Source organism: Brakhagea slesvicensis (assembly GCF_052161625.1).
GTDB lineage: Bacteria > Planctomycetota > Planctomycetia > Pirellulales > Pirellulaceae > JBKCUI01.
In genome coordinates, this window is sequence record NZ_CP197412.1 from 447,711 (window position 1) to 463,083 (window position 15,373).

The window sequence follows — 15,373 nt, forward strand, 5'->3', positions numbered from 1 at the left end:
TTCCTTAGTCTGGCGACGATTTGCTGGTCTTCACGATCAACACCGAGCAAGGAGCGTTGTGAGCCACATATTGAGACACCGATCCCAGAAAAAATCGATGGATAGGGCCGTAACCGTGGGAGCCCACGACGATCAAGTTCGCTCCGTATCGACTGGCTTCATCGACAATCGTTTCTTTCACATGTCCCTCGAGCAAAGCGCTAGTAACGTTCACCTTGGAAGGATGCGCTTTCACCAACTGGGTCGCATCCTGCAGCTTTTGCATCACTTCCGCACGCTGCTGCCGAATGAGATCATCGTAAGCCCCGAGCGACTTGGAACGGAACATTCCGTCGTCGAGTGGAGCGTCGACGATAATGACACGCACCTCACTCTGCGGAGCGAGCGGTATACGGTAAAGCTCTTGGATCGCGGCACAACTGCTTGGCGAACCGTCGATGGCGAGTAGGACTTTCATGTTGAACTACGTTTCCATAACAGGAGGAACTGCGATCGATATCCCCCTTTCTACGAACGTTCGCCTGAAAACGTCAATGCCCATTGGCCGCTGCAAAAATAAAACTTCAGTCACCGAGGGTATGGATCGTGTTGTGCAACCTGCCGTTGACCAGTTCGCCTCGTATAGCCTTCAGGGAATACTGAATCTCCATCCCCCAAGTTGGCTTGAGACCATCGATCTCCAAATCGACGACAGTCCCGTCTTCGGATAATTTCACAGCGGTGACCTGCAAAGTCTTTTCATCCAAATGCTTCGAACCGTACTTCGCTGTGCGTTCCAACGCCCAAGTCTTGACAGTGAAAACCTCTGGACGCACCGAAGTTTCGTCCAATGGTTCTGTGAATCGAAGTTGAACACCGCGCCGAAACGCATGCAACTCAACCGGGAGATGTACCGGCTGATCGGTTGCACGAATGCGATACAGACCTCCTGGGGCGGTGGCGTTGCCCGCCCAAGCGAACATGCCGCAAAGATACAGATGACCGTCTTGGGGATGAAACCGTCCGCGCATCACCCCGGTTGGGAAAGGCTCAATCGGCAGCTCAATCATCCCTCCCTGCATCTTGTCGCCCACTTGTTCATGAGGAACAAGAAAAACCTTCCCGTAGCCATACGAAAGGTTGAGCAAGCGTCCATTCAGCTTACCCCAGTTTGGACTGTTCACCCAAAGCAACTCCGCTGGAGATCGATCAAACGTGTTGGTGATCCAGCAAAGGGGTGGCTCCATCGCGGAATCGGAAGTATCGGTGATGTCGTGGTACCCCAGCATATTGCCATAGAATTTGGGTTTACCTGATTCCGAGAGAGTAACCCAATTGATTCGATTCTTGGGATTCCAAAATCCTTCTTGATCGGTAACGAAAAACGATCCATCTGAGTTCAAACAAACTCCATTGGCCGCGCGAAACCCGTTTGCAAGGATCGTTGTCTTCGAGCCATTGCGTTCGACTCGCAGCAACGTTCCGTGGTGAGGAACCACCGCGGCCTTACCGTGGCATCCCGACTTTGCGTAATAGAAATTCCCTTCCCCATCGACTTGCAACCCCATCGCAAACTCATGGAAGTGCTCGGTGACTTGATGATCGTTATTCAAACACTCATAGAAGTCGATTTCGGCATCTCCGTTCAAGTCATGAAGAACGGCGAGTTGGTCGCGACAGGTTATATAGATCCGATCCGAAATGACCTTTAACCCCAAGGGTTGGAACATCCCCGTGGCAATCCTCCGCCACGACCAAGCCTCAGACTCCGAATCGGACGAGCGTTGGACCTTCCACACATCGCCGTCCCAAGTGCACAAGGCGAGACCGCCGTCGGAAAAAAAATCCAATCCTGTAAAACGCATCTGCGCCAACCAGGGATTCGACTCCGGTGCAATGAGATGATCGACGGCGAAGGGTCCCATGTCTGATACCGTTTGGATCGACGTCTTGAACGCCTGCCCCCATCTCGTTGGACCACCGCGCGTCAGCCTCTGCAAGTCAACATCTTCTGGAGACAACGTGTTACTTCTTGCCGCAGCTGCCAACGTGTCCGGCTTCGTACCAGCACCCAACGGTTGCCATAAAGCAAAAGTGATCGGTTCTCGGCCGGAGGAGATTTTGAGTGTGAGATTTCGCCCGCTCCGGTGCCAAGCCGCTTGAGGAGTGGGCGGCCAGATGGTGGCGAGGATGGGCTCCTCAGATTCCGCCGTGCGATCTTGACCGAGCAATGCAATCGTTGCTCCTTCAATCTGCATGACCTCCAGCTCCACCTGGGAGGTCGCATGCTCGGCGACTTGCAATTCCATGTCGTGATCACGAGGTCCGATGTGGAACAACCTAATCGAGTAGGGGTGGGACGCAAGGCCGCTGAGTGGTGCCAGCCACGGAGACTCTAAAACTTCGGTGCTGCCGATCGAATAGGAAAAGACGATGCGCTGCCCATGTTGGTAAAGACCTCGGTATTGTCCCCAAGACCGCGGCAAAGGACCATAACGTTTGCCGTCTCTTCCCTCGACTCGCACCCTGTCCTCAAACGACCCATTGGCAGGGTTTGCCCATCCGGGTGCCTGGGGATTGGCAAATCCAACCCTTCCGACCAAGCTGGGATGGATGCCATGCTCTCCGTTGAATTGGATACCACGCCAATCGATGAAGGCCGAATCGACGCTTTTCGAGGCGTCGCTTTGCGACAATGGGCGACTCCACGAGGCTGCCATTCGAAGCGTGTCGGTATCAAAGACCATCCAATGTTGTCCGCGGGCAATCCCACCTGCCCCAGCATCCAGGCGAACCGCGACTCCTTTGTATACAAAGTTCTTTTGGGGACCGGGGATTTCGAAAGTGTGAGCCAAGCTCGTTCCGTAATCCATCGAAGACCAAGGTTCGATTTTACTAGGTGCAGGCCCCTTTGAACTCCCCTCGGGCAACGTGGACAGATAGGCTCCATCCACAGCAGTCCACTGCGTTGGATTGTGCTGGCGAAGACAATGCTGACGTATGTAGTGGATCACGTCATATTTCTGCGATGGTACCATCCACGTTTGCGCCATCATCATTCCGTATCCGTATGTAAGCGTACGGTACATGGAATGTGGATCGCTTCCATTTTTGAATGGACCTTCAGCAAAACGCAGGGAGGTAGGGAGAGAGCCGGGTTGCTCCAAAGTCCCGTGACAGTTTGCACAGACGCGCTGGTAGATTTTCTCTCCACGTCGAAACGCATCATCGTCCCAACCGAGAATCAACGCACGGTGATCCAGATCCCTTTCGTAGTCTGGAACCGAAACGATCAAGCTGGAAACGCTAGGGCGCAATGCTGCAGCGCGCCCAGCACCGCCATCTCGAATCTCCATGAGATAGCGAATCAAGTCATAAAACTGTTGATGACTAGCGAGAGCATTGACCTGCCCAGAAGGCATCATGGAGGTGCTACGGACCTTCATTTCCTCCACTTTGTCGCGAGCCAATTTCCGAATGGTGCCCCGTTTTGCCAAATCCTGTAACGAAACCTCTTGGTCATCGGATGCGATAACGAACGCGTCAAAGACCTCCTCATCGACGGTCCGTATCGAAACGGTTTCGAATCCCTTTCGGATGACCTTGGACGGCCAGAGCACCGATTCGAGCAATGACTCGTCGGTCACTTCACGTCCCAAGCTCGTGAGATCGGGACCAAGCCTCGTTCCTTCGCTGGAGACAGGATCGTGGCATTGCTGGCATGCCATATGCGGTTGAAAGAAGAGGATCGCCCCACGAGCGGGGTCGCCGAATTGTTTCGATCTTTCGATCAACTCGGATGCCGGAATCGATTGAAGCTCTGCTTCAAGCGTTTGGGCCAACAACGGATATTCCCCCATCAAAAGGAATAACAAGCATCCAATCATCCTCATTCGAACGATCATCCCTCGAACCATTTCTTTGAAAAAACCCACATTGATGCTTCGAATCCATCACCGTTCGGGCAACGACCTCGGAGTGTCCAGAACCTTGGGAGAGGTTCAAGGAATGGATGCCAGGATGCTCCAACTGGTGTGGAGCATGCGAGGCAAATGAAAAGGGCCTTTCCACAAACTCCCTTTCAACGTGTTGGATTTCCGTCCGTCGCGGTGGAGATACCCAAACCACTCCCCAAATTCGGGATCGGGAAAGTTCCGAAAACTCCAATCGTGCACTTGTTGGTGCCAAGTCGCATATTTGGCTTCTCCGGTCAGCGACCACGCGAGCAATGTAGCGATGATCGCCTCGCAATGTGGCCACCAAAATTTCATATCATGCCAATACTCTTGCACCGGAAGGCCGCGTAGGTCCCGAAAATAGAAGAGGCCACCAAACTCTGGGTCCCAACCTCTCTCCCACATCCAATCCAGCATTTGACAGCCCAACTGAATGAGTTGGCGATCGTCGCGCAGCTGCCCTTCACGCATGACAAACCAGGCGCATTCGATCGCATGGCCAGGATTCAGTTGTCTGCCATCGAAGTGGTTTAAGACTTCCCCGTTCACACCAACCGTCTCCATGACCGCGCGTTCCGCGTGGTTGAGGAATTTGCTTCGGATCTCCTCCAAAGACCAGTCGATCCATGCGCTGCATGTTTTGCCTTGTACGGTAATATCCCCCAACCACTTGCGAATCTCTTGCGCGGTTACCATCGAAATCATATGCGGGCCGATCGACAGCGAAGGCCGCGTACCGATGACTGTTTTTGGTGCCATCACCCCAGGCTCAAACGAATACCATAGGTACTTTTCAAAGCACCGAACGGCTTGTTCGGCTGCCTCGGACTCACCTGTCGCGCGATGGAATGCGGCATAAGCAATAGAAGCAAATGACTCGCTATACACGTACCGGCGCATCCGGAGCGGCGTTCCTTCCCGAGCGACCGTAAAATAGTGTTTGCCATTAGCATCCGCTCCGTACCGACGCAGAAACTCGACCCCGCTTCGAGCAGCCTCGAGCCATTCCTCTCTCGGTTCGACGTCAAGGTAGAGGGTGGCAAACATCCAAGCCCCGCGGCCTTGGAACCAAATCGACTTGTCCGTATCCACCACCGCTCCGTCGCGATCGAGGGACGTCAAGTAGCCTCCAAAGACCCGATCCAGACCATAACGCAGCCAGAACGGGATCACATCGCTCAGAAGCGAGTCTCGGTACTGCGCGATCAACCCAGCGCGACCTTCTTCGGTCAATAAATACATGGTGGATTGCCTATTTCTCGTCCGCGTCGGAATGGGATTCCAACCAATCCATTCCGAATCGAATCAATCCGACACGCTGTGTACCGTCGGCTTCATACAAACATGCGATCGATCCGTCCGGGAGTTGGGCCATACAGGAATAGGCGAAAGGCCCTGGCTGGATGACCTTTTTCACAGGCCATGTTTTCCCTTCGTCGTAACTCACCGAAACGGTCCCATGATCCCGACCTTGGCTTTGCGGACCGGAATAGAGAAGACGGGCTTTCTTCGGTGCACCAGTCTGCTCATAGCGAATGACCGATCCCATACATCCAGGATCGACCAAGTCCGGTGCGTCTTCCACCTCGGACCAGGTGTTTCCTCCGTCTTGACTAACCGCCGACTTGCGAACTGCTTTGCCCGCCCATCGGCGTACATTGAATCGAACCGACCCATCGTTCAATTCTACAAATTGAGCCTCGTTGACCGTGCTCGATTTCTTTCCATCTGGCGTCGTAAGAATTCCCTTTGGAGCAATCTCTCCCATTCTCCACGACTCGCCCAAATCGTCGCTGTAGACGGCGTAGATATTCCAAAGTCCGAAGGGCCCCTCGTTGAAAGGAAAGAGAATGCGTCCAGCGTGATTTCCTCGAGCAAGCTGGATTCCGACGCCGGGTCCTCCAGCGATTGTCGTGACCGAACGCTCTCTTTTTGTGCTACGGGTCAGGTCGCGAGGAGTGTTCCAGGTCACTCCGTCATCGACACTGGCGATCAACCAGTTGCGAACGATGGCCGTCCCTTCATAACCTGGCACTATCTGACCGCTCCGCTCGGCCAAACCTGCGGGATAGGACTGAAACATCAGCAGAATCGTACCCGTTTTCTGCTCGACCACCGCGCACGGGTTGTTCAGAGCATTCTCGCCATCCTCAGCGATTACAGCGCAGGAGCTCCAAGATTCACCTCCGTCGGAGCTACGCTTCAAGATGATTTTGTTTTTAGCCTGATCGGCATCGGCGGCTCGCCCTTCGGCAAAGGCGAGCAACGTTCCTCGCTTGGACACCACCAATGAAGGAATTCGAATAGACGCAAACCCGTCTTGCTTTGGAACAAAGACATCGAACTCGTCAGGTGGCGAGGCTGCACCCACCGTTAGAGCCATACTCACGGCAGCCGCGCAAGCCACACACCGAGCAAGTCCAATCGCATTCATACCAACCTGCGCAATCGAAAATGGCGAGCGTATCGAGGGATTGTTCCTAAGCGGTGCCGCCCATGACAGTGCAGCATTTCCGCGAACCGAAGCTCGTCACCTTACCCCCACGCGTCTCAGTTGGCAACAGGTCTGCGCACCTTCTGGGTCGAACGACGTCTCGCCCGTTTTCTCAGCGACTGTTCTTCTCTCGGAGGATCGTTTCCGATTTCTTGAATCAAGACCGAGTGCCATCCGCTCGCATAAGTCTCAAATCCTGCGGACTGGGCATGGCCGATACAGCACTTCGCGTCCCCCACGTCAGCGATCACATAACCTTTTTTCCCAGCAAACAACTTGCCCCGACTGCTGAACTCAATGCTCTCATGCAATGTTCTGCCTTGGGAGTCGGCAAGCACGAGTCCAGAAGGATCGACAATGCAAACTCGTGTCGACTGCTTCTCCTCGCTCGACAAGGCGACATTATTGACAATGTCGCGTGCGAAGTTATCCCAATTGAAGATGATCCCCAAGACCCCGATCACTCGGCCATCCACGGCGCCGTCTTCCCGAACCGCCGCAGAGAATACCACCGACAGTCGGTTGTTGACGATCGCACAAGGATGAACCGTTTGGAATCCATACTCCCGCCCCGAGCGGCTCTGCAACGCAGACTGGAACCAACCGGTACTCGATTGCTCCGTACCAATGGACCTGAACATCTCCGGTCTTCCGCAAGCAATGACTTGCCCGTTCGGGTCGCATAACACCAAATCGCTGTATACCGTGTAAGAATCGAGAATGGTCCTCAACCGCTGGCACGCGAACTCTGCAGACCTTGCGTTCTTGTCTGTCAACGCATCTACAACACTGGCATCGGTCGCCCACCAGCGCACATCGCATGATCTTTCGTATAGACATCGATCCACCAAATCGATATTCATCCGAGCCAAATCGCTGAGCCTCACTCCTTTGAACGATTTCCCCATGTCTTCGCTGATCTTGCTAATTCTGGAGAGGGTTTTTCGCGAACGTCGCTTCAAGTTCGCGACAACCTCTGTGGAACTGTTTGAGAGTCCAGCGATCTCCATTGCTACGATATTAAATGCTTTGCCCGCGTCCCCGGCTCGCGCCGCTTCAATGCGTGCATTCAATGCAAGAACGCGGATCTGATCATTCACCTTGTCAATCGCATTAATAGTGCGATCCATGACAGAATCCAGCGTCGTTGTCAGTCCTGCAACCAATTCCGGACTAAATTTATCGTCTTGTTGCTCGGGCATATGCCTGGCTCGAAATAGAAGAGGTGGAAATCGATCGTATGTTGCAAGAGAGGATGGAGAACTATGAACCCCAATTCACAAAAGTCAAAATCGAACACAGAAAGCTTCATTCATTTTCATATAGAAAGTAAGTATTTATTCTAGAAGGTTCCTTTTCTCACGAAAATTCCAATAACCCGGGAATCTTGCGCTATTTAAGGTGTAACACTCTACGGGAGATCTCTTCGATCGGTAGTAAGGACGAGTCATGCAAGAGGAATTCGGAATCGATTCATAATCATGCCAGCGAAATCGACCATAAAGGAAGACGTATCCTTTCTCGAGGATTTTGTTCTTGAAGCCACCACCTCCATGGATCTTGTTGATCGCCATCTGGTGACCCTCGAGTCCCATGCGGACAAAAATGTGCTTAACGAGGTCTTTCGCGCCATCCATTCTATTAAGGGGGTGGCTGGGTTCCTAGGATTCGACAGGATTCAGCAGCTTTCACATGAAATGGAGTCGGTGCTGGACAAACTCCGACGACAAGAGATCGAGATCTCGACTCCTTGCATCAATATTCTTTTGCAGGCCAACGATCAACTACGAACGTTGGTGGGGAAACCCGATCACGAGCTTGATCTTGGTTGTACGATTCAGTCCCTGGCAGGTCTCCATGTCCCCCCAACCATAGCCTCGACCGAAACAGATGTTTCTCAATCTGTTGAAAAGTCAATCCGTTCTGTTCAGTCGCTGCTTGAATCGGAAGATGTCGCCTCAAAAACGTCCCAAACACGTGCATCGAGCACCGTAAACTCCCGCCCCGTCACATGCAGTGAGTCTTCCCTGACGAGCAGCTTGACCTCGAATCCACCGAAATCGGCTTCGGATTCGTCGATCCGAGTACCCGTGGCTGTACTGGAAGAGTTGGTGAACCTAGCTGGGGAGTTAGTACTTTCGCGCAATCAGTTAGTTCGGACGATCGACGAGTACAAACTCAAGGCTTTGGTGGGTATCGGTTCTCGCATCGACCAAGTGACAACGGCGATGCAAGACGCGATTATGCACGCGAGAATGCAACAGGTCGGATTGTTATTCAGTCGCTTTCCGAGATTGGTGCGCGATCTCAATCAGAAGCTTGTTAAGCGATGTCGACTCGTGGTGGAAGGTGCCGAGGTAGAGTTGGATAAAACCGTACTCGAGGCGCTCGCCGATCCCCTCACACATATCATTCGCAATGCGCTGGACCACGGCATTGAATCACCCGAGGATCGCCGAGCCGCGGGGAAAGATGTCGAGGGAACGCTGCAACTCAAAGCGATGCACGAGGGAGGTAAAGTCAGGATTATCATCGAAGACGATGGAAAGGGCATTAGCCGTGAACGCATCCTTCGAAAGGCCATCGAGCGAGGCCTGGTTTCACACGACGAGTCGATTCGTCTCACGGAACGCGATGTTACGAACCTGGTTTTTCGACCTGGCTTTTCCACTGCCGACTCTATCAGTGACGTTAGTGGGCGCGGAGTAGGTATGGATGTGGTTCGAACCAATATCGAACGGATTGGCGGAACCGTCGACATCGAGAGCGAATTCGGACAGGGAACTACCATCTACATCACGCTCCCTCTCACCTTGGCGATTGTTCCCTCGTGGATTGTTTGCCAAGATCGCTTTCAGTTCGCGATTCCCGAGGCGAATGTCATCGAGTTCTTGAGTTTGTCCGAAGAGGATCTCGGCGATCGAATCGATCGGATCGAAGGCGTGGAGTTGATTCGCTGGCGAGGCAATCTTCTACCTTTGGTTCGCCTTCAAGCCTGCCTGCCACCCGAGTGCAGAGCGAAACCAACACCACAGCGCATCAACAAAATCGTCGTGATTGAAACAGGTAGCTTTCGCTTTGGACTCGCGGTGGAACAAGTGCGTGATCCAGAGCATGTCGTTGTGAAACCCGTCAGCTCACACCTTGGACAATGCGGGTATCTCGATGGGGCTGCCGTGCTTGGTGACGGAAACGTCGCATTCATACTGAGCATGCAGGGCATAGCAGAGCGAGCGAGGCTCGGGCAAATGAGCACTCCATTGCCCCTACTGGATACCACATCCGACCTTCCATGCGACGAGTCCCAAGCCGCGATCATTGTTCGTCGGGAAAGCGGACAACTCGCGGCGATCCCAAGAATGGTTATCCAACGGATCGAACGGGTCGACCCCCGAGATATTCAGTTTGCTAATCAGCAGTGGATCGTCCCCTACCGTGGTGGACAATTGCAAGTTCTGGAATGGGAGAAAAACAGCATTCGAAGGATTGTGAAAGAAGGCTGCGATTTCTGCTATGTCATGGTATTCACGGTACGAGAAACGGAAATTGGCTTTCTCGTGAGAGAGATCGTCGACATCCGCGACATTCCCACCCTCGTTCGATTGAACGAACCAGCTCACCATGCGGTTGTCGGGACGGTACTGCTCCACGACACGATTGTCGAGATGCTAGACCTGTACCAATTCGCGGATGCAGAATTGGGACTGAGAAGGACCACGGCACTCGACCGATCATCCTGCCTGGTCGACCTTGCTGCAGCCACCGTACACGAGGAACTTCGACCAAAACCGCACGCCCCGTCGCATGATTGGTCCCAATACACGATCCTTCTCGCAGAGGATACCCCCTTCTTCTACAACCAAATCAAACGATTCTTAGAGCAAGCGAATTTGAGGGTGGTTACAGCCTTTGACGGGCAAGAAGCATGGGAGATCCTGCAACAGACGGATTGTAAAATCGATTTGCTTTTAACGGATATTGAAATGCCTCGAATGAATGGATTTGATCTTTCACTGAAGATTCGGTCGTGCTCTCGCCTTCAAGAGTTGCCGATTGTCGCCATAACAAGCCTCTATACCGATGCCGCCCAGAGAAGGGGAAGAGATGTCGGAATTGACGATTGGCAAATCAAGCTGGATCGCGATCGATTAGTGCAATGTTTGCTATCCAAACTGATACTTCTTGGCCAATCCAATCCAGATCGAAAAGAGGGCCCTAAATGTTAACATCAGACTGCAAACCACTGGAATTGATGACGTTCAAAATTGGAACCCATGAGTTCGGTTTGAATATCGATGGCATTCAAGAAATCAATTGCCATGCCAACTTGAAGAAAGCGCCCGTCGCATTCCAATCTGTGGCAGGTATTATTAATTTACGTGGCGAAGTGTTGACCGTTATTGCCCTGGGACGTCTTCTAGGCATCCAACCTTTGGCGGTTTCCAGAGGAAAGCCTAAATTCATCGTGCTCAAGAATAGCGATGAGCGAATGGCTCTTTTGGTGGACGAAGTGGCTGATGTGGAAACGTTTCCAACGGCAGCTTTGCAAACATTACCCGCCAATTTCTCGCTCGAAAACGCCCACGTCTTCGAGGGGCTCATCCAAAAGCCGAAAGGACTTTTGCTGGTCCTCGAGGCCTCCGAATTGCCAAAGCTCGGGTTGGTTTATCGCTAAACGGAGTCGCTGGAATGGTCCCCCATTCCCGGTGTGAGCGATCAAATACTCGCGACCATTCCTGTGCTGTCCGCAAATCGCTCCGTTGGCATTCCCAGCTTCTGCAGCATGGTGACGAACAAGTTCGACAGAGGAACGTCTTCTACGGTCGCTTTGTCTTGCCAAGGTTCGCGGTCGCCGAGCCAAGGCCCTCCCTGGAATCGATTTCCAGCATGATTGATATACTTCCCATGCTTGAGTCCCATGTTCTTCCCACCCGCCAGGATAATGGGGTAGTTGCGGGATAGATGAAAGGCGCTCGATGCAGATCCATAAAGTATCAGAGTATTGTCGAGCATAGCCCCCGACCCCGCAGGCTCAGGAGTCGCTTTTAACTTTTCGACAAAGCGACCGAATTCTTCGTTGAGGAATCTGCAGTAGATACCGAAGTTCTTCCAGCCATCCGGATTCTTGGTTTCATGCGAAAGTTGATGTGCCAAGTTGAATCCAACGGCTCGCGACAAATGATCGCTGCGCCCGATTCCGTTTTCTCGACCGATTTGGTAGGTGGCGATGCGTGTTGAATCGGTACGGAATGCGAGATAGATCATCTCGAACATGATCTGTAGGTATTCGCGAGGTTCGTCCGTCGTCAGTTCGAGATTGAGATGATCCCGCTCGATGTTCGGAAGCGGTGCATTCAACCATTTCTTGGCCTTTTCTACTTTCACCTCCGCTTGCCGAACAGACTCGAGATATTCATCGAGGTTCTTGCGGTCCTCCACCGACAACGTCTGCTTGAGCGACTGTGCATCAGCCAGCATGTCGTCCAACGCGCTACGAGTGAGAGAGAGTCGCTTCGCGGATTGTTTGTCGCTTGTGACAAAGAGCGAATCGAATATCTGCTTCGGCCGATGCTCGGCAGGAATAGGGCGTCCGTTTCGATCAAAGGAAATCGTGTGCGCGCCTCGAGCTGTCCCGGTCCCGCCATCGGTCGACATCACCAACGACGAAAAACGAGTCTCGTCTCCGACATGCTCCGCGTAGACTTGATCGAGTGAAATCGAATTTTGATAGTTGCGGTCGCCGTCGCCGGTCGCTGCGGCGGTGAGAAACTGATCGGCATTGTTATGACCATGGACGTTTCTCGATGCGACATGAGAAAAGCCCGAAAGGACCGTCAAGTCGGATCGGATCGGCTCAAGTGTTTCCATGCACTTCGTAAAGCGAAAATCGTTACCATCTCCGTGCGGAAACCAAGCCCAGTCTTGATAGGCGGGGTCCTGCGCTAACGGCATGGGGACACCATCTGGAAAATAAAAGCAGCCCAGACGCTTGGGGTTTGAAAGAGTCGTGTCATTACCTAGCGAGCGGAAGGTTCCGAACATCGGAAGCGCCAAAGCGTATCCCGCTCCTCTCAAAAACCTTCGTCGATCCACTTGATCCAATCGAATATTCATTTGGTCATAGCCTTTCCATAGATGCTTTAACGGGATCGAAATAATTCGCTGGTTGCAATCGCAACGAGCAGCGACCGCAGGCCGTCCCGTTGCGTGCGTACTTGGGCAGTTATTTTGTCGAGATCCGCTTTGTCGGTGAAGTGCAAGGGGCGTCCCAGTGCGTAGGTTGTTCCCTTGACAACCATGGCGCTCACAAACTGATCTTGCCGGTGCTCAAGCAGAAACGTCTTCAAACCCGCCATCCCGTCGAGCAACTCACCATTGAACAAGTCGCTCGCTGCATCGACGGGCTTGCCTTGAATCTGATCTCGCCACTTTCCGAGCGCGTCATAGTTCTCGAAGGCGATGCCCCATGGATCGATCTTCACGTGGCAGGACATGCAGGCCGCATGGTTGCGGTGGTCCTCGATCCGCTCTTTCAGGGTCATCTTTGCGATCTCAGGATTGGCGAGATCGATTTGGGGAACCGCCGGCGGAGGTGGGGGAGGCGGATCGTTCAAAAGACTCACCAACAGCCACTTCCCACGCTTCAAGGGATGAGAGTCGGGATAGTCGGAATTCATCGCGAGAAGCCCTGCCTGCGTCAGCAATCCGCCCAATCGAATGTCGTCCCCGGTCGGAACCCGGCGGAACTCGTTGCCGAAAACGTTGGGCAATCCGTAGTGGCGTGCGAGCCTTTCATTGACCATCGCGTAATCCGCGTGAAGGAAATTCAATACGCTTTCGTTGTTCTTCAACACCTCTTGAAAAAACTCGACCGGCTCCTGCTGCATCGCCTCCTTCAACAGAGGATCGAAACCTCGCACATGCTGCTGAAAATGAAGAAACTCGAGTAATTCCATGTTCAGCCATTGATGCACAAACTGCTGGCAAAACCGCCTGGATTTAGGATCCTCGAGCATCCGATGGACCTGCTGCTCGAGCACCTCTTGATCGAGCAATCGATCCGAATCCGCCAACCGCAACAACTCGTCGTCCGGAATACTGCACCATAGGAATAGTGAAAGACGAGTTGCTAACTCGTGCGAGGACAACCATTTTTCGGAAGAATCGCTCACGCTTCGTTCGCGATCCTCTTCGATTTGCCCTGGTTGTTGCCCTGGTCGCTGCACCGCATACAGAAAATGAGAGGATGACAGGACGGTCGCGTAGACTTCTCCGATCGCCTCCTCCACGTGCTCACATTCGCTTTCTATGGCGTTGAACAAGGCCATTTTTTGATCGACCTCGCCGACCGTCGGGGGACGTCGCCAAGCCCGATGCATGAACTGGAAAATAGCTTGACGGATCGTTTGGTCTCGATCGATTTCGTCAATGCGTCCAGGAAACAGCCTGGTGTGCGATGCCGGTGGCCACTCGTCATACACGGGCGCTTCCACCTCGACATATTCGAGAACGATATCTCCCTCCGATGCAGAGCTATTGACGAATCGAATGTATTCCGAGGGACTTGGCATGGCTCCCATCGGCGACGTCTTGCGAACCGAGTTGCGCGGGTAAATTTCGCCAAGGGAAACATCCCATTGGTAGACAGCGGAAGCCCCCTGGGGCGCGTCGATCGGGGTGTCGCCATCGCCAACTCTCAACAGAGCTCTTCCTTCGTTGCTAGCTTGCCACCCGAAATGCAATTGCAAGCTCGGCATGCGACCACTACTGGTCTTCGCCCGGCTCGCGCGGACGCGGACTCGCATCGTCCCTTCATCAGGCAGCTGGTTTCCCAACTCGATATTGAGCCATTGTCCTGCCGGAACCACAGCGACTTGTTCCAACGTTTCGGGCATAACAACCGGCTGTTCCGATGGAGCATTGGCATACTTGGCATCGTAATACTCCCAAGTCGCCGGAGCAGTCTGTCCCGTCACCAATGATCGGAAGTAAGTCCGCTTGTGCTCACGGTGGAAGCTCTCTAGGAGCTGTTTCAACTCCGCCTCCAATTTTTCCGGTTCGTCCTTTAGCCGTTTCTTTAACTCCGAAACTTGCTGATCTTGCTTCGCCCAAGATAGCTTGGCAGGAGCGGACATGGGAACACCCCAAATCAACGGCTTGGGCTTCTCACCCACCGCGATGACTCGAGATATCGCGGTGCGGGCTAAACGATGATACGTCTCGAATTGAGAGACGGACATATGCAACTGGCTCGAAGTGTTTTGAAAGCCATCTTCCGAAGTTGCTTCCGGCGGTAAGTCCTTTGCAAAGTCCCAGGGAAGTCCCAGCAGATCTTGAATCGCATAGTTGGTTTCGTATCGAGTCAACCTACGAAAGGTCGAATGCGTGGCCGATTTTTTGCGGACAATGGATGCGGTCTGCAGCTCGTGGGAAAGCCACTCCACCATTGTCTGCCGATCTTTGTCATCCAGTGTTCCGCTATTGGGCGGAGGCATTTCCCCTTTGCTGACCGCTGCGAAGACGTCGGTCCACCAGTCGGTGTCCTTGCCGCCATGCAGATTGGGATCCAGCGTGTCGATGCGAACGTTCCCCTCCTGTTCATCAGGACCATGGCAATCCACACAAGCCTTTTGCAAAATCGGTGCAATCCGTTGTTCGAATTCTTGAAGTCTCGGTTGGGGACGTTCGTTGGGGACCGAGTCCAATCGCTCTGGAACGTTGCGCTGCGACTGAAAACGAGAGCGAGACCATCCATCCTGCTTCAGTTGTTCAAGCTCCCGATGCGTTGGCGATGAATGCGATTTTCCATCGTCCGCGAAAATGGCTACAGGAGCGCCCATGCATTCGATCGAGAACATCCCCACTGCAATCATCAACATGGAGCGGGACCATACGGAGACGGAATTCTTGAGCATAGAGGAATGTCCAGACAACCATCGGCTAC

9 protein-coding genes are annotated in these 15,373 nt (G+C 53.2%); 2 read left to right on the top strand and 7 right to left on the bottom strand.

Annotated features, from left to right (window positions below):
* Positions 1-4: 4 nt before the first annotated feature.
* The 5 genes from SH467x_RS01630 to SH467x_RS01650 all read right to left on the bottom strand — a co-directional run bounded on the left by SH467x_RS01630 (position 5) and on the right by SH467x_RS01650 (position 7,559).
* On the bottom strand, positions 5-457 hold the full coding sequence (locus SH467x_RS01630; protein WP_482369576.1) for a universal stress protein: 453 nt from the start codon (positions 455-457) through the stop codon (positions 5-7).
* Positions 458-563: 106 nt separating this feature from the next.
* Entirely contained in the window at positions 564-3,884 is a 3,321-nt protein-coding gene (locus SH467x_RS01635; RefSeq protein WP_482369577.1) for a DUF6797 domain-containing protein, read from the bottom strand.
* A 96-nt stretch (positions 3,885-3,980) separates the two neighbouring features.
* On the bottom strand, positions 3,981-5,177 hold the full coding sequence (locus tag SH467x_RS01640; RefSeq protein WP_482369578.1) for an AGE family epimerase/isomerase: 1,197 nt from the start codon (positions 5,175-5,177) through the stop codon (positions 3,981-3,983).
* A 10-nt stretch (positions 5,178-5,187) separates the two neighbouring features.
* Complete coding sequence (locus SH467x_RS01645) at positions 5,188-6,369, bottom strand: sialidase family protein (RefSeq protein WP_482369579.1); 1,182 nt, start codon at positions 6,367-6,369, stop codon at positions 5,188-5,190.
* Positions 6,370-6,485: 116 nt separating this feature from the next.
* On the bottom strand, positions 6,486-7,559 hold the full coding sequence (locus SH467x_RS01650) for a methyl-accepting chemotaxis protein (protein ID WP_482369580.1): 1,074 nt from the start codon (positions 7,557-7,559) through the stop codon (positions 6,486-6,488).
* 351 nt (positions 7,560-7,910) lie between these two features.
* Between SH467x_RS01650 and SH467x_RS01655 the strand changes: the two genes are divergently transcribed.
* Positions 7,911-10,655, top strand: a complete 2,745-nt coding sequence (locus SH467x_RS01655) for a hybrid sensor histidine kinase/response regulator (protein WP_482369581.1) — start codon at positions 7,911-7,913, stop codon at positions 10,653-10,655.
* Positions 10,649-11,104 carry a chemotaxis protein CheW gene (locus tag SH467x_RS01660; protein ID WP_482369582.1) on the top strand — a complete coding sequence of 152 codons (456 nt, stop codon included), beginning with the start codon at positions 10,649-10,651 and terminating at the stop codon, positions 11,102-11,104. Before SH467x_RS01655 ends, SH467x_RS01660 begins: the two co-directional genes overlap by 7 nt.
* A gap of 41 nt (positions 11,105-11,145) precedes the next feature.
* On the opposite strand, the gene SH467x_RS01665 is transcribed toward SH467x_RS01660, so the two are convergent.
* Together SH467x_RS01665 and SH467x_RS01670 are read right to left on the bottom strand one after the other, a co-directional pair.
* Positions 11,146-12,543 (bottom strand): DUF1552 domain-containing protein, encoded by a 1,398-nt coding sequence (locus tag SH467x_RS01665; protein ID WP_482369583.1) that lies wholly within the window; start codon positions 12,541-12,543, stop codon positions 11,146-11,148.
* 26 nt (positions 12,544-12,569) lie between these two features.
* A complete protein-coding gene (locus tag SH467x_RS01670) occupies positions 12,570-15,344 on the bottom strand; it encodes a DUF1592 domain-containing protein (RefSeq protein WP_482369584.1) in 2,775 nt (924 codons plus the stop codon).
* Positions 15,345-15,373 lie beyond the last annotated feature (29 nt).